Source organism: Sphaerisporangium sp. NBC_01403 (assembly GCF_045040145.1).
Lineage (GTDB): Bacteria > Actinomycetota > Actinomycetes > Streptosporangiales > Streptosporangiaceae > Sphaerisporangium > Sphaerisporangium viridialbum.
In genome coordinates, this window is sequence record NZ_CP109534.1 from 3,276,734 (window position 1) to 3,292,033 (window position 15,300).

Here is a 15,300-nt window from a genome sequence, read left to right on the forward strand (position 1 = left end):
TAGCCTCATCAGGCTAGTTACGCCTCTCTTCTCCCTAGGAGAGTGTGTTGACCACGCCATCCAGCGATCAACGCCCGGCCCGAAGCGATCGCAGCCCGTGGAACTGGCTGCTGCTCGTGCCGGTCGTCATCCCCTTGATCCCCGCCCTGTACAACGCCGACGAGCCGCGCCTGTTCGGGTTCCCGCTGTTCTACTGGCTGCAGCTCGCCTTCATCATCCTCGGCGTCGGCGCCACCACCATCGTGTACCAGGTGGGCAAGAAGCGGAGCGGGCGATGAGCGGCCACGTCACCGAGCTGGTCGTCTTCGCGATCCTGTTCGTGCTGGTCAGCGCCATGGGGTTCGTCGCGGCCCGCTGGCGCCGTCCCGACGACCTGGCGACACTGGACGAGTGGGGCCTCGGCGGCCGGAAGTTCGGCTCGTGGATCACGTGGTTCCTCGTGGGCGGCGACCTGTACACCGCCTACACGTTCGTGGCCGTGCCCGCGCTGCTGTTCGGCGCCGGGGCGACCGGCTTCTTCGCGCTGCCGTACACGATCGTGACCTACCCGCTGGTGTTCCTCCTGCTGATCCGGCTCTGGTCGGTCGCCCACGTGCACGGCATGGTCACCCCGGCCGACTTCGTCCGCGCCCGCTTCGGCTCCCCCACCCTGGCCCTGCTGATCGCGATCACCGGCCTGGTGGCCACCATGCCGTACATCGCGCTGCAGCTGGTCGGCATCGAGGCCGTGCTGAAGACCATGGGCGTCACCGGCGACCTGCCGCTCATCATCGCCTTCGCGATCCTCGCGGCCTACACCTACCAGTCGGGGCTGCGCGCGCCGGCGCTGATCGCGTTCGTCAAGGACGGCCTGATCTACCTGGTCATCCTGGTGGCGATCATCTACATCCCGAGCAGGCTCGGCGGCTGGGGGTCGATCTTCGACGCGGCCCGCGCGAAGTTCGACGCCACTCCCGCGCCGGGTGACGGCATCCTGCTCAACCCGAACAACCAGCTGCAGTACGTCACGCTGGCCCTCGGGTCGGCCATGGCGCTGTTCCTGTACCCGCACAGCGTCACCGGCGTCCTGGCGGCGCGCAACCGCGGGGTGATCAAGCGGAACATGTCGGCTCTGCCCGCCTACAGCCTCCTGCTCGGCCTGATCGCGCTGCTGGGGTACATGGCGATCGCCGCCGGGATCAAGCCGATCACCGCGGGCGGCAAGGCGGACGCCAACACGGTGGTGCCGCTGCTGTTCGACAAGATGTTCCCCGACTGGTTCGCCGGGGTGGCCTACGCCGCCGTCGGCATCGGCGCGCTGGTGCCCGCCGCCATCATGTCCATCGCCGCCGCGAACCTGTTCACGCGCAACATCTACAAGGAGTACATCAAGCGGGACGCCACCAGCGCCCAGGAGGCGGCGGTCAGCAAGATCGCCTCGCTGGTGGTGAAGATCGGCGCGGTGCTGGTCATCCTGCTGATCGACCCGCAGTTCTCCATCGACCTGCAGCTCATCGGCGGCGTGATCATCCTGCAGACCCTGCCCTCGGTCGGCCTCGGCCTGTACACGCGCTGGTTCCACCGGGGCGGGCTGATCGCCGGCTGGGTCGCCGGCATGACGTCCGGCATGCTGATGCTCTACAACGTCGCCAACCCCGCGACCGACCACGCCCACTTCGGCGGCTCGGCGTTCCAGCTCTCGAAGCTGGGCCTGGACACCAAGATGACGATCTACGCCGGTTTCCTGGCCCTGGCCGTCAACCTCGTGGTCGCGGTCGCCGGGACGCTGATCGCGCGGGCCGGCAAGCTCGCCGACGGGGACGACGCCACCCGCCCGTCGGACTACGTGGCCGACGAGGGCGACCCCCGCGTCCACGAGATCGAGCTGTCCGGCTCCCGCTGACCGGGCCGCCACGCGTACGCGCCCGGCGAGGCCGCCGGGCGCGTACGACGGGCAGGCTAGAGCCGGAAGCCGTCGGACGCCGAGGCCAGGACGATCTCCTCCGGCGCCCACACCCGCCGGGCCAGCCCCTGCTCGTGGGAGTAGCGCGCGAACCGTTCGAGCACGTGCCGGTTGCGCTCCAGCCCGTAGTCCCAGAAGCCCTCGCCGAGCACGTCGAGGGTCTCGCGCACGTGGTCGTGCAGCCACGGCAGCATGACCTTCAGGGCGTTGCGGTGCAGCAGATCCTCGTAGGCCAGGCGCAGCGACTCCTCGAACGCCTTGCACAGCGACCGGGCGACCCACGGGTGCCGTTCGTGGATCGACCGCCTGATCACGACGGTGTGCATGATGGGAAAGATCCGGGTGCGCAGGAAGTAGTCCCGCTCCACCTGCTTGAAGTCCTCGAACAGGTGCCTGACGTGCGGCTCGCGCCCGAGGCACGAGGGCTGTCCCGCGCTGTAGACCGCGTCCAGCTCACCGGTCGCGAGCATCTCCGACAGGGTTCGTCCCGCGGGGATCGGGCTGACCCGGATGCGTTCGGGGAGGTCGAGCGCGATCTTCTCGGTGCGCCCGCTCTGCTCCATGCCGCCGGTCAGGTAGCTCACGGAGTCGACCGGCACGCCGTACTCCTCGGCGAGGATGCCGCGCTGCCACACCCCGGCGGTCATCTGGTACTCCGGCGTGCCGACCCGCTTGCCCGCGAGGTCGCCGGGCTTCTCGATGCCGCTCCGGGCGTTGACGTAGATCGACTGGTGGCGGAAGGCCCTTGAGGGGAACACCGGCAGCGCGACGAACGGAGGATCGGGCTCGTTGAGCGTGAGCAGGTAGGACGACAGGCTCATCTCGCTGACGTCGAACTCCCGGTAGCGCAGCTGGCGGTAGAAGGTCTCCTCCACCGGGAGGGCGAGGCAGTTGAGGTCGATGCCCTCGGGCCGCACCCGGCCCTCCCTCAGCGCCTTGACGCGGTCGTAGTCCCAGCAGGCGAACGACAGGGGGAGTTCGGACATCAAGGCTCCTCGTTCGAGAGTTCCGCGGATCTTGATTCCACCATCTCCCGGCGGTCAGGAGGGGTGGGCCGCGAAGGTTCCCTCCATCGCGGCGACGACGACCTCGACGAGGCTCTCGACCACCTGCCGCCGGTCGACCTCGTGGTGCTCCAGCCACCAGTCGCCCGTGGTCTGCACCATGCCGACGAAGGCGTGGCCGAGGATCTGCGCGCGCACGGGGTCGGACACGGTGCCGTCGGCGGCGATGACCGCGCCGAGCTCCTCCCCCAGGCTGCGCACGATGCCGGCCATGTGGGAGTGGGTGCGCCTGTCCTCGGCGCCGGCGCGGTGGAACAGGAAGCGGTAGAGGTTGAGGTTGGCCGAGATCATGTCGAGGTAGGTCTCGATGGTGGCCCGGGCACGCGTGCGCAGGTCGGTGCGGGCCCTGGCGAACTCGCGCCGCAGCTGCTTGATCACCGTGCGGATGTGCCTGTCGGCCAGCGCCTGGTAGAGGCCGCTCTTGTCGCCGAAGTGCCGGTAGAGGATGGGCTTGGTGATGCCCGCCTCGGCGGCGATGGCCGCCATGGACGCCTGCGGGCCCTCGCGCCGGATGACCCGGTCGGCCGCGTCGAGCAGCGCCCGGCGCCGGCCAGGATCTCGCCCGCCGTTCTCCCCCACGGTCGCCATGCAGGACAGCATAGGGGTACTTCACGGTCACGTACCGCTGTCGCCGGATCAGGTGGCTTCTTTCCCTGATCACCACCCCATCAACGCGAAAGTGTGATCTATGCCGATATACCGGCGGACCGTTCCGGTAGTGTGCCGCTCGCGTGCCGCGATGGAGGTGGAAGGGTGACCGAGCCTGGAGCGCCGGAGGTGCCGGGCTACGAGGTGCTCGGGATCCTCGGGCAGGGCGGTTTCGGCGTGGTCTACCGCGCCCGGCAGCTCGCCGTGCGCCGCGAGGTCGCCCTCAAGGTCGACAACCGCGTGCTGGTGTCCGAGCGTGACCGGCGGCGGTTCATGCGGGAGGTCACCTCGGCCGGGGCCCTGTCCGGTCATCCCCATGTGGCCGACGTGTACGACGCGGGCGTGCTCGGCGACGGCCGCCCGTACATGGTGCTGGAGCTGTGCCCCGGCGGGTCGCTGGCCGACAGGCTGCGCGAGGAGGGCCCGCTGAGCCCGGGCGAGGTGCGCGACATCGGCGTGCGCGTCGCCGACGCGCTGGCGGCGGCGCACGCGGCGGGCGTGCTGCACCGCGACGTGAAGCCGGCCAACATCCTGGTCAACGGGTACGGCATGGTGGCGCTGTCGGACTTCGGGCTGGCCACCAGCGCGCACGCCGAGGGCGACATGTCGGTCACGCGCGAGTCGCTCACCCCGGCCTTCGGGCCGCCCGAGGCGTTCGAGCTGGCCGAGCCGAGCCCGGCCGGAGATGTGTACTCGCTGTCGGCGACGCTGTACGCCCTGCTCAACGGGCGGCCGCCGCGCTTCCCCGAGAGCGGGGTGGTGAACATCGCGATGATCATGGCGCTGCACCGCCGGCCGATCCCGGAGATCCCCGGGGTGCCCGCGGCGCTGACCGCCGTCCTGCGGGCGGGGATGTCCACCGATCCCCGCGACCGCATCCCCTCGGCCGCCGCCCTGAGGGACGCGCTGTCGTCCCTTCCGGCGTCCGCGCTCCCCGTCCCGCCCTCCGGGGCCGTGCCATCGGTGCCAGGGGCGCACGCCGGGCCGTCCCGCGCCGTGCCCGCCGGGCATTCCGCTCCGTCGCGTCCCGCCTCGCGGCCGTCCGGGCCGTCCAGGCCGTCGCCTCCCAACGGGCCGGGCGGGCGGCTCGACGGGCCGGGAGGGCAGCCGACGCACGGCGGGCGGGCCGCCGCGACCGGCCCGGACGGGCGGGCCCTGCGGGCGGTGTCCGCCACGCGGCCTCCCGAGCCGCCGAGGCCCTCCTCACAGGCGGGGATGTACGTCGTGGTCGCGGGCGTGTTCGCGCTGCTGCTGGTGATCGGCACCGCGATCATGCTCCACGAGGGCCAGGTTCCCGGGACCGTCGCCGTGACGACCGCCCCGAGCGGGAGCGGCCCCGTGCCGTCGACCCCGTCCGACCTCGCCTCGGACGTGGGCGCGGTCAAGACCACCGTGCAGAACTGCCCGGCCGCGTCCATCGCGGGCGCGAACGCCGCGTGCGGGCAGGAGGCCGAGTGCTGGGGCGGCATCGTCGTGACCATGGGGTCGGTGTCGGTCAAGAGGCGCGGCTGCGAGGAGGCCCACTCGTGGGAGACCTTCGCCGTGGCCCCGCTGCCCGTGGACACGATCACCTACGACATGAACGACCTCCAAGGCCATCCGACGGTCAAGAAGCTCTGTTCGATGCCGGTCCTCATCCAGTCGAGGTACGGGGACGCCAAGGCGATCGCTCCGGCCAAGTGGAGGATCTTGGTGCTGCCACCGACCCCGGAGGCCTTCAAGGAGGGCGTCCGGATCTACCGGTGCGTGGGCACCGTGATCGGCGAGGACCGGCCGGGCACGCACTTCAGGCCCCTGAGCTGACGCACGTGCCCGGCCGTCGTGGATCCCGCGAGTCCTGTCAGGGGGTCACGAGCAGGTGAGGTCCGCGCAGTCGAACACCAGCACCAGCCGGTCGCCGGGATAGCGGCCATCCCCCCGGTACTCGCTCGCCAGCCATAGCTCGTGACTGGCCGGCCAGTAGCTTGCGTTCTGGGCGTTGGCGGGCGTGGTGGTCCAGTAGTGGACGTCGAGCGTGCCGTCCACCGCCAGCGTGGTCTTGTGCAGGCACGACTTGGTGTAGCTGTTGCCCGTGGCGGGGTCGGTCGTCGCGCCGTCGGTCGTCGGCGGCATGTAGCTCACGACGGGCGTGCCGTTGGGGCACCGGCCCACGAGCACGCCGTGGCTTCCGGTGAGGACCCCGCCCTGCACGTCCCATGCGGGCGACCGCCAGCCCGCGGTGGGGTGGACCATGCCGTCGGAGCTCTTCTTCAGCAGCGCGGTGCTGGAGTCGAGCGGCCAGCGCAGGACCTTCCCGCCGGAGGCGCCGCTCTTGAACTCGGTGGTCACCATGGCGTCCGTGCCGGACCTGTCCAGGGAGACGCCGTTCATGCACGGCCTCGCGAGGTCCAGCGAGACGCAGACGCCTCCGCCGGAGAAGCGGTAGTAGCCGATCTCGGGCAGGGCGTAGATGTGGTAGGCGGCCGAGCACGATGTGCTCGTGCAGCCGACCGACACCGACGAGGTCGAGGTCATCTTCCAGATGTGGCGCAGGTCGAAGACGCGGACGACCCGGTCACCCCCGCCGGCGGCCGGATCACCGCCGGTCACCATGAACAGCTTGTTGCCGTACCACATGATGCCGTCGGCGTGGCTCTGGATCGCGTGGTATCCGGCGGAGGTGCCGTCCGGCTCGACCAGCAGCACGTGCCGGTAGTTCGCGCCGGCGACCCCGGCGGTGACGTCGACGAAGCTGACGCGGGCGAGCTTGTTCTCGCCGGCCTCGTGGTGGTAGCTGCTGTGCCAGCTCACCGCGACGATCTTCTTCGCCGGGCATCCTGCGCAGGGGCTGTACAGCACCGAGCCGTTCATCCCGTCGCCGCTGCCGGTCAGGCCCTGCGGGTACCAGACGTTGGTGGAGTCGTCGGCGCCCGCCCAGCAGAAGCCCCTGACCGAGGCCGAGACGTGGACGTCGGTGGCGTGGCAGATGCCCTGGGTCTGGTAGCCGCCGGAGACGACGTCTCCGAGGTCGGTGACGGTGAGCGGCCGGGAGGACGCCTCCACGGCGTCCCGGTAGCCGGAGATGGTGGTGAAGCTGCCCTCGTCGGTGAGCGGGCGCACGCCGCCGAGCTCCTGGGCGGTGATGACGCCGCCGGTGGCGGCGCTCGCGGGTGCCTGCCAGGCCAGCACGCTTGCCAGTACGAGCATGACGGCGACGGCGAGGCGGGGTAGTCGTCCTGCGTCCATGTGGGGCTCCTTGGGGAGGATGGCGCGGAGGGGCAGGGATCGGGTGCGGTCAAGGGGTCGGGGAAGGGAGGGTGAGGCGGAAGCGGAGGGCCGCGAGCGCGGACGGGGACATGCCGGCCCGGCGCAGGTAGGTCTCGGCGCCGCCATGCCGCTCCCGGACGTGGGCCAGGGTGGCGAGCATGGTCCGCGGGACGACGCCGGCGAACAGCCTCCTGCCGCGGTCGCGCCGTGCCGGGTCGCCGATCGAGGCGAGGTGGTCCTCGTAGCCGGGGCGGAGCCGCTCGGCGGTCAGGGCGTAGTCGGCGGCGATCTCCCGTGCGGGGACGCCTGCCACGGCCAGGGCCAGCGCGATGACCAGCCCGGTGCGGTCCTTGCCCGAGTGGCAGTGCACGAGCACGCCGCCCTCACCGGGGGCGCGAGCGATTGCCGTGAGCACGGCGGCCAGGCGGGGCCCGCGCCGGTCGAGGATCCGGCGGTAGATCTCCGGGAGGGACTCGCCGATCAGCTCGAGGACCGCGTCGTTCTCGTCGCCTGGGTCAAGGACGGAGAGGTTGCGGTAGATCGGTGTGCCCGCGAACGGGCTGGGCAGCGCGTCGCACTCGGCGGGCAGGCGCAGGTCGGCGATGAGCGACAGCCCCGCCCTCCGGACGGCGGCGACGCCCTGCGGAGTGAGCCTCTGGTGCCCGTCCGAGCGCAGCAGCGCGCCCGGGCGGACGACGCCGCCGCCTTCGAGCGGGAGATGGCCGAGGTCGCGGGCGTTGTCGCAGCCCGGCCACGACAGCTCCCGGGCAAGGATGGGCAGGGGGCTCCCCGTCACGTACGGCCGCCGCGGATGTTGCTGGTCTCGACGGCCATGCGGTCGAGCCAGTGATCGAGGTCCTCCGGACGGCCGGGCACGCCGGGCCGGGTCTGCCAGGGCAGCGGGCCCTCGGCGCGCCGGTACTCGACCCCGATCGCGTCCAGCCGCTCCAGGTGGGCGGAGAGCCGTACCCGGAAGTCCTCGAAGTCCCGCTCGCCACGGCACCACACGGCCTCGGCGAAGGCGGACAGCCGGGGGAAGGCCATGTAGTCGAGCCGGCGGGCCGAGTCGATCAGCTCGGTCCACAGGCAGCAGGACGAGCCGACGACATGGCGGGCCTCGTCGGCGGTGAGCCCCGCCGGCACCGGCTCGAAGCCGTACACCCCGGCGAGCGTGAGCACGGTGCCGAAGGGCACCGGCTCCTCGGGGCTCTCGGACTGCCGGTAGTCGAGGTACACCGAGGTGTTCACGCAGTTGATCACGTCGTGCCCGGCGCGTGCTCCCGAGACCGCGCCGTCGACGTTGCGCCAGGACGCCACCACCGCGCCGGGGGCGAGCCCCCCTTCGAGGATCTCGTCCCAGCCGACCAGGCGCCTGCCCCGCGCCGCGAGGTAGGCGTCGAACCGCCCGATGAACCAGCTCTGCAGCTCGTCCTCGCCGCGCAGCCCGAGCTCGGCGATCCGCCGCTGCGCCGCGGGGCTCGCCCGCCACTGGTCCTTGCGGCACTCGTCGCCGCCGACGCAGATGTACGGGCTCGGGAACAGCTCGAGGACCTCGTCGAACACGTTCTGGAAGAACTCGACGGTGCTCTCCTCGACGTTGAGGACGTTGACGGAGATGCCCCAGGCCGTGGCCACCTCCAGCGGGGTGTCGCGGTTGCCGAGCTCCGGGTGGGCGGCGATGGCGGCCTGCGTGTGGCCGGGGATGTCGATCTCGGGGACCACGGTGACGTGCCGGACGGCCGCGTAGGCCACGATCTCCCTGATGTCCTCCTGCGTGTAGAAGCCTCCGTGGGGGCTGCCGTCCTTCGGCCCGCGCCACCCGGTCTGACTCTCCTCGCGCCAGGCGCCCACCTCGGTCAGGCGGGGGTACCGCTTGATCTCCAGGCGCCAGCCCTGGTCGTCGGTCAGGTGGAGGTGGAGCACGTTGAGCTTGTGCAGGGCCAGCAGGTCGATGAAGCGCAGCACGTCGGCCTTGGGGAGGAAGTGGCGGGCCACGTCGAGCAGGCAGCCGCGCCAGGCGAATCGGGGGCCGTCCTCGATGCGCACGGCGGGCAGGACACGGGGCCCCGCGTGGAGCGGTGCCCTCCGGAAGGTCTCGGCGGGAAGCAGCTGGCGGAGCGTCTGCGCGCCGTAGAACGCGCCCGCCGGTCCCCCCGCCTCGATGAGGACGTTCTCCGCGTCCACGGTGAGCCGGTAGTCCTCCGGCCCGAGATCACCGTGGTCCGGGAGGGCCAGGCCTATCGTTCCGAGGCCCGGGGCGCCCGGCGGGAGGTCGTAGCCGGTGGCCGCGCCCAGCTCGCCGCGTAACCAGGCCGCCACACCCGCCAGCGCAGGATGCGCCGCGATCGCGGTGTCCTCGTCGATGGTGAATGAGCCCGGGTGGGATTCCCGTCGTTCGGGCCTCGGAATGATCATCATGTCCTTTCAGTCGCAGGTGATCTTGGCGTCGGCGAAGTCGGCGTGGTCCCAATAGGCGTTGTCGACGCCGTTGGTGGCCACGAGGCGGACGTAGGCCGCCCCCTTCACCGAGGCGGTGACCTTCTTGGCGGGCTGGTCGCCGGTGACCACGCCGGAGCGGGCGGTGCGCTCGCCGTCCGCCCAGACCTGGAACTCCACCGATCCGTGCTTGGCCGCCGGCTCGTCGACCTCGTCGTCGACGCCGCCCAGGAACTCGACCGCCGAGCACCGGCCGCCGAGGTAGAACTCGATGTCGGCGGGGGCGTGGGCGCCGAGGCCCTTGGCGTACGTGGTGCCCTCGACCGTGAGGGGACGTCCGTCGGCCTCGCCGCCGTCGCCGTTGGCGCGGTCCCGCTCGACGGGGCCCAGATGGTTGGTCATGGCCGTCCACGGCAGGTCGCTCAGGTACGTCGTGCCGGTCCCCGGCGCCCTGGCGAGCCGGACGTCGGCGCCCGAGGTGACCCGCGGTCCGCCGTCCCAGGTGACCCCGCCGCCGATCTCGTAGCCGGTGAGCTCCGCGTCCGCGGGCGGGGTGATGTCCCACGCCGTCTCGAAGGCGTCGCCGGCGGCGAGGGGCCTCGGCGAGGTGGCGGCGGTGGCGGGGACCGCCTTCCAGCCCTGCGGCACGGTCAGGGAGACCGTGGCCCTCCTGAGCTTCTCGGTGCCGCCGGTGTTGGCGACCCTGGTGATGATCCGTCCGGCCTTGCCGGGTTCGAGCACCGTGGGCCGGTTGTTCCCAACGAACGGCGAGGGGTCGACCTCGAACGTCACCGAGGGCGGCGCGCCCGCCCGTCCCGCGCCAACGCGGTACATCACCACGCCGTGCGGGGGTACGGCCGCACCGACGTCCCCCTTGGTGAGGGTGACGTCGCCGGTCCACAGGTCCTCGACCCGGTACGTCGCGGCCTCGGGCAGCCTCAGCCGGGCGGCGGTCGCGGTGATGGTGGCGTGCCGGTTGCTCTCGTTGAACAGCACGACCGCGTGGTCGCCGTTCGCGAGGGGCTTGTCGATGACGTGGTACCAGCCGTTGGTGCTGGTGTAGTGGCCCTGGACGCCGAGCGGGTCCTGGTCGACGGCGATCACCTTGGTGTTGCCGAGGACGTCGCCGCCCAGCCTGGCCACGTCGGCCTGGGCGATGAGCGGCGCGGCCATGACGGCCCACAGGCTGAACTGGGTCTGGTACTCCCTGGGGGTCATGCCGCCCCGGCCGGCCTGGAGCAGGTCGGGGTCGTTCCAGCCGCCCGGCCCGGCGTACTCGCCGCGCAGCATGTTGGTCTCCCAGACGTCGACCATGTGCGCGTAGGCGTCGGTCAGCGGCTTGGTCACGAGGTTCGTACGCCAGGAGGTGGCGACCTGCCGGCCCCACAGCCACGGGACCGTGCTGCCGTCCTCGTTGTTCATGGCGAACGCGACCGAGTCGCCGAGCGCGTCGCGCATCGCCGGGTAGAGCGTCTGGGCGATCTGCTGGACGTTCTTGCCGGGGAAGTCGGCGGCCGGGATCGAGCACCAGTCGTACTTCAGGTAGTCGACGCCCCAGCTCGCGATCTGTACGCCGTCGGCGGACTCGTGCCGGTAGGCGCCCGGGCCGCCGCCCGAGCAGGCGGCGGTGCCGGCCGAGTGGCCCAGGCCCAGCTTGAGGCCCTTGCCGTGGACGTAGTCGGCGAGCGCCTTGATCCCGCCGGGGAAGCGGGTGGCGTCGGCGGCCAGACCGCCCTGCGCGTCCCGCTGCTTGGCGAGCCAGCAGCCGTCGACGATGACGTACTTGTAGCCCGCGGCGGCGAGGCCGTCGCCGGCCAGCGCGTCGGCCGCGGCCCTGACCGCCGCCTCGGAGACGGCGCAGGCGAGGGTGCGGCTGTTCCAGCCCATCGGCGGAGCCGCGATGTGCGGGGGCGCGGTCGCGGTCTGGGCGGCGGAGGCCACCGGGACGGCGAGCGCGCCGAGCAGGACCGCCGTGGCGGCGGCCGTTCTTCGGTACATGGTGGGGGGCTCCCGTCAGACCGGGTTCAGGGTGGGGTGGCCGGGCTCGACGACGAATGAGCCGGAGGTGTACGCGGGGGCGAACGGCTCGGAGACGTAGCCGAGGGAGCGGAAGTCGACCTTCATCTCCCGCTCCGACAGGACGGTCCGCACGTAGCCGCGCCGGCCGTTGAAGAACTTCACATGCGGGTTCTCCGAGAGCAGGATCTGGGTGTTGGGGTACTCGTCCATGCCGTCGCCCTCGGAGGTGACGGAGGTGGAGACCAGCTCGACGGCCACGGACGGCGACTCGGGGTCGGCGTAGTCGCGCTTCACCTCGCCCGCCCAGTGGGAGTGGACGTCGCCGGTGAGCACGACGCCGTTGCGCTTGTTGTCGGCGATGGCGGCGGCCACGCGGTTGCGGCTCGCGACGTAGCCGTCCCAGCCCTCGTTGGAGTACTGGTGCGCGGGCCCGTTGCCCCAGTCCATCTGCATGAGGAACACCTGCTGGCCGAGCAGGTCCCACACGGCCCGCGACGTGCGCAGCCGTCCGGCCAGCCAGGCCTCCTGCTCGGCGCCGAGGATCGTGCGGTTCTCGGCGAACCGGTCGGCGCAGTCGTCTCCGACGTTGCCGGACTTGCCGGTGCAGGCGTACAGGTCGCGGTACTGGCGGGTGTCCAGCATGTGCATGTTGGCCACCGCGCCCCAGCGCAGCGTGTGGTACAGCTTCATCCGCGAGCCGTCCGGCCTCTGCGACCGGCGCAGCGGCATGTTCTCCCAGAACGCCTGGAAGGCCGCCGCCCTGCGCGGCAGGAACGGCGGGTCGGGCTGCTCGGGCACGTCGCCGGCCCAGCCGTTCTCGATGTCGTGGTCGTCGAACACGACGGTCCAGGGTGCTGCGGCGTGGGCGAGCTGCAGGTCGGGGTCGGCCTTGTGCTGGGCGTGCCGGAGCCGGTAGCCGGCCAGGTCGAAGCACTCTCCTCCCGCCTGGTCGCGCACCGGGTACTTGTAGTCGCCGTACTCGTAGATGTAGTCGCCGAGGAAGGCGATGAGGTCGGGGTGCTCCTCCGCCATCCGGCGGTAGGGGGTGAACCACCCCTTCTGGTAGTCCGCGCACGAGGTGAACGACAGGTGGAGGTCCCGCTTGCGGGTGCCGGGCGGCGGGGTGGTGAGCGTGCGGCCGGCGGGAGAAAGCTCGCCGCCGACCCTGAACCGGTAGAAGTACTCGGCGTCCGCGTCCAGGCCGTCCAGCTCGACGTGGACGCTGTGCGCCTCCTCGGGCCGGGCCACCTCGACGCCGTGCCGCACGACCTTCTTGAACCTCTCGTCCTTGGCCACCTGCCACTGGACCGGCACGTGCCGGTCCGGCATGCCGCCGAGGCCGTCGGGGGCGACCGGATCCATCGCCAGGCGCGTCCACAGGACCACGCCGCTCGCGTCCGGCTCGCCGGAGGCCACGCCGAGCTGGAACACATCGGACAGAGGGGTGAGGCGGGCGCGGGCCGGGCCGGCCGCCGCCTGCCCGGGGGAGCCGAGCGCGGCGGCGAGGCCGAGACCCGCACCGCCGGCCATGAGGGAACGTCGGGAGATTCCCTTGGATGCGGACATGGGGGGGCTGTTCTCCTTGCGCAGAGATCACCGGGAGAGCGCACCGCGCCAGGGCGGAGCGGGGGGATGACGAGGGACGCTCCGGCAAACGGCGGAGCGGGGAGGGACGGCGGGCGGGTGCTCCGGCGGCGCGGCGGTCGTCCGCGCCGCCGGAGGGGCGTCACTTGATGGAGGCGTTGCCCTCCTGGACGGCCTGGTCGGCTGCGGCCTTCGGGGTGATCTTGCCGAGGTACATGTCGTTGAAGATCTGGTTCAGCTTCGGCTCGAAGCCGGTGAAGCCGGTCACCACCGGCAGGTTGTAGGTCTGGCCCTGCGCCTCCTCGAGGAAGGGCGACACGTCGAGCTTCTTGGCGTTCTTCCAGTAGTCGACGTAGCCCTGGTCGAGGCTGGAGATGGCCGGGAAGACGTACCCCTCGTCGCCCATGATCTTCTGGGCTTCGGGAGAGGCGAGGAAGGCCGCGAGCTCCTGCGCCTCCTTCGGGTGCTGGGACTTGGAGTAGACGGCCTCGGACAGGCCGTTGATGTTGACCGAACGGCCGGACGGCCCCTCGGGCATGGCGGCGGCCCCCACCTCGAAGTTGGACTCCGGGGTTACGAACGGCAGCAGCGCGTTGTTCGCGGGGAACATCGCGATCTCGCCGCGCTCGAACATCGGGGTGACCTTGCCGGTCGGCGGGTTGGTCTGGGTGGCGGGCGGCGACACGTGGTACTTGTTCACCAGGTCGACGCCCCACTGCAGCGCCTGCACCGAGGCGTCGTCGTTGAAGACGTACTTGCCGAACGGCTTGTCGACCAGCTTGCCGCCGTTGGAGTTCACCCAGTTCATCCACTGGGTCTGGTAGTGGTTCCAGGACGCGAAGCCCCACTGCTTCACCTTGGCGACGTCGAAGCCGCTCTCGTCCGGGTGCTTGCCGTTCGCGTCGACGGTGAGCTTGCGTGCCAGTTCGAGGAAGCTCCCCGAGCCGTCGGGTGCCCAGGTCAGCTTGTCTGGCATCTCCACGCCCGCCTTCTTGAAGGCGTCCTTGTTGTACAGCAGGCCTACGATGCCCCAGTCCTTGGGCACGCCGTACAGCTTGCCCTCGTAGGTGTAGGACTCGACGACGTTCTTGTTGTAGACGCTCGTGTCCAGCTTCAGGGTGCTGAGGTCGGCCAGGATGCCCTTGGTGACGAACTCGGGGAACTGCGAGGCCGTCATCCAGAACACGTCGGGCGCGGTGCCCGCCACGGCGTCGGCCGTCATCTTGGTCCAGTACTGGTCGTACGGCAGCAGTTCGATGGTGACGTCGATGTTCGGATGGCCCTTCTTGAAGGCGGCCGCCACCTTCTCGAAGCCGACCTTCTGCTGGTCGTCCCAGAGCCGGTAGGTCAGCGTGACCTTGTCGCCGGAGCCGGAGGTGCCGGAGTCGCCCGAGCCGCCGCAGGCCGCGGTGGCAGCGAGCAGAAGCGCGCCGAGAGCGGCGCCGGCCCAGCGAATTCGGGGGGATGTCATATTCGCTGACACCTTTCTTTCTTGTCTTGCCTGATCACGGCTCATGGCCGCCGAGGCCGGGAGAAACGCCTCAGGTCATTTGAGGCCGGTGAGAACCACCGACCGCACGATGTAGCGCTGGAAGAAGATGAAGATCGCGACCATGGGGATGAGGGCGATCAGGCTGCCGGCCATCATCAGGGTGTCGTCCACGCCGACGGCTCCCTTCAGCCCGGCGAGCGCGACCGTGATGACCCTGGTGTCGTCACCACTGGTGATGATCATCGGCCACATGAAGTTGTTCCACGAGGAGATCACCGTGATGATCGACAGCGTGCCGAGCGCGGGGCGGCTGAGCGGCAGGATGATCCGCCACAGGGTCGTGAGCGGCCCCGCCCCGTCGATGCGCGCCGCGTCCTCAAGCCCCGCCGGGATGCCCCGGAAGAACTGCCGCATCAGGAAGATCCCGTACGGCGTGCCGAGGACGTACGGAACGAGCAGGCCGTACCAGGTGTTGACCAGGCCGAGCTGGCGCATGATGAGGAACAGCGGGATGACCGTCACCGCGGCCGGCACCATGAGCGTCGCCATGAACAGCCAGAACAGCGTCTCCCTGCCGCGGAACCGCATGCGGGCGAAGGCGTAGGCCGCGAAGGTCGTGAAGATCAGCTGGCCGGCGGTCAGCGCGGCGGTCATCACCAGCGTGTTGCCGAGGAAGTGCGGGAACCCCGTGCCGAGCAGCCGCTCGATGTTGCCGAGCGACGGCGGGAAGGCCGGCAGCCAGGGCTTGGTCACGTTGAGCTGCCCGCGCGACTTGAAGGCGGTGAGGACCACGAGCAGGTACGGGAAGACCGACACGAAGGCTCCGGCGAGGAGGACCGCGTAGATTCCGAACTTCTTGAACACCGGTG

General features: G+C 71.0%; 12 protein-coding genes. 3 read left to right on the forward strand and 9 right to left on the reverse strand.

The genetic code is table 11. From position 1 onward, the window contains the following. Window positions 1–44: 44 nt before the first annotated feature. Together OG589_RS15210 and mctP are read left to right on the forward strand one after the other, a co-directional pair. A complete protein-coding gene (locus OG589_RS15210; RefSeq protein WP_405149606.1) occupies window positions 45–278 on the forward strand; it encodes a DUF3311 domain-containing protein in 234 nt (77 codons plus the stop codon). Further along, on the forward strand, window positions 275–1,882 hold the full coding sequence (gene mctP / locus OG589_RS15215) for a monocarboxylate uptake permease MctP (RefSeq protein WP_405149608.1): 1,608 nt from the start codon (window positions 275–277) through the stop codon (window positions 1,880–1,882). Before OG589_RS15210 ends, mctP begins: the two co-directional genes overlap by 4 nt. A gap of 56 nt (window positions 1,883–1,938) precedes the next feature. On the opposite strand, the gene OG589_RS15220 is transcribed toward mctP, so the two are convergent. Then, the gene (locus OG589_RS15220; protein WP_405149610.1) at window positions 1,939–2,928 is read right to left on the reverse strand and encodes an ABC transporter substrate-binding protein; all 990 of its coding nucleotides are present in this window, start codon (window positions 2,926–2,928) and stop codon (window positions 1,939–1,941) included. A 54-nt stretch (window positions 2,929–2,982) separates the two neighbouring features. Continuing rightward, window positions 2,983–3,594, reverse strand: coding sequence for a TetR family transcriptional regulator (locus OG589_RS15225; protein WP_405149612.1), 612 nt, complete (start codon window positions 3,592–3,594; stop codon window positions 2,983–2,985). 165 nt (window positions 3,595–3,759) lie between these two features. Here OG589_RS15225 and OG589_RS15230 point away from each other — a divergent pair, with 165 nt between their 5' ends. Next, complete coding sequence (locus OG589_RS15230; protein ID WP_405149613.1) at window positions 3,760–5,457, forward strand: protein kinase domain-containing protein; 1,698 nt, start codon at window positions 3,760–3,762, stop codon at window positions 5,455–5,457. Between the two features lie 45 nt (window positions 5,458–5,502). Here the strand turns inward: OG589_RS15230 and OG589_RS15235 are convergent, their stop codons facing one another. From OG589_RS15235 to OG589_RS15265, 7 genes are all read right to left on the reverse strand, one after another. Further along, on the reverse strand, window positions 5,503–6,879 hold the full coding sequence (locus OG589_RS15235) for a hypothetical protein (protein ID WP_405149615.1): 1,377 nt from the start codon (window positions 6,877–6,879) through the stop codon (window positions 5,503–5,505). 49 nt (window positions 6,880–6,928) lie between these two features. Then, entirely contained in the window at window positions 6,929–7,696 is a 768-nt protein-coding gene (locus OG589_RS15240) for a tyrosine-protein phosphatase (protein ID WP_405149617.1), read from the reverse strand. Beyond that, complete coding sequence (locus OG589_RS15245; RefSeq protein WP_405149618.1) at window positions 7,693–9,318, reverse strand: beta-N-acetylhexosaminidase; 1,626 nt, start codon at window positions 9,316–9,318, stop codon at window positions 7,693–7,695. Before OG589_RS15245 ends, OG589_RS15240 begins: the two co-directional genes overlap by 4 nt. A 6-nt stretch (window positions 9,319–9,324) precedes the next feature. Continuing rightward, the gene (locus OG589_RS15250; RefSeq protein ID WP_405149619.1) at window positions 9,325–11,334 is read right to left on the reverse strand and encodes an NPCBM/NEW2 domain-containing protein; all 2,010 of its coding nucleotides are present in this window, start codon (window positions 11,332–11,334) and stop codon (window positions 9,325–9,327) included. Between the two features lie 15 nt (window positions 11,335–11,349). Then, a complete protein-coding gene (locus OG589_RS15255) occupies window positions 11,350–12,921 on the reverse strand; it encodes an alkaline phosphatase D family protein (protein ID WP_405149620.1) in 1,572 nt (523 codons plus the stop codon). 160 nt (window positions 12,922–13,081) lie between these two features. Next, window positions 13,082–14,410, reverse strand: coding sequence for an ABC transporter substrate-binding protein (locus tag OG589_RS15260; protein WP_405149622.1), 1,329 nt, complete (start codon window positions 14,408–14,410; stop codon window positions 13,082–13,084). A gap of 75 nt (window positions 14,411–14,485) precedes the next feature. Further along, complete coding sequence (locus OG589_RS15265) at window positions 14,486–15,295, reverse strand: carbohydrate ABC transporter permease (protein ID WP_405149623.1); 810 nt, start codon at window positions 15,293–15,295, stop codon at window positions 14,486–14,488. Window positions 15,296–15,300: the final 5 nt, after the last annotated feature.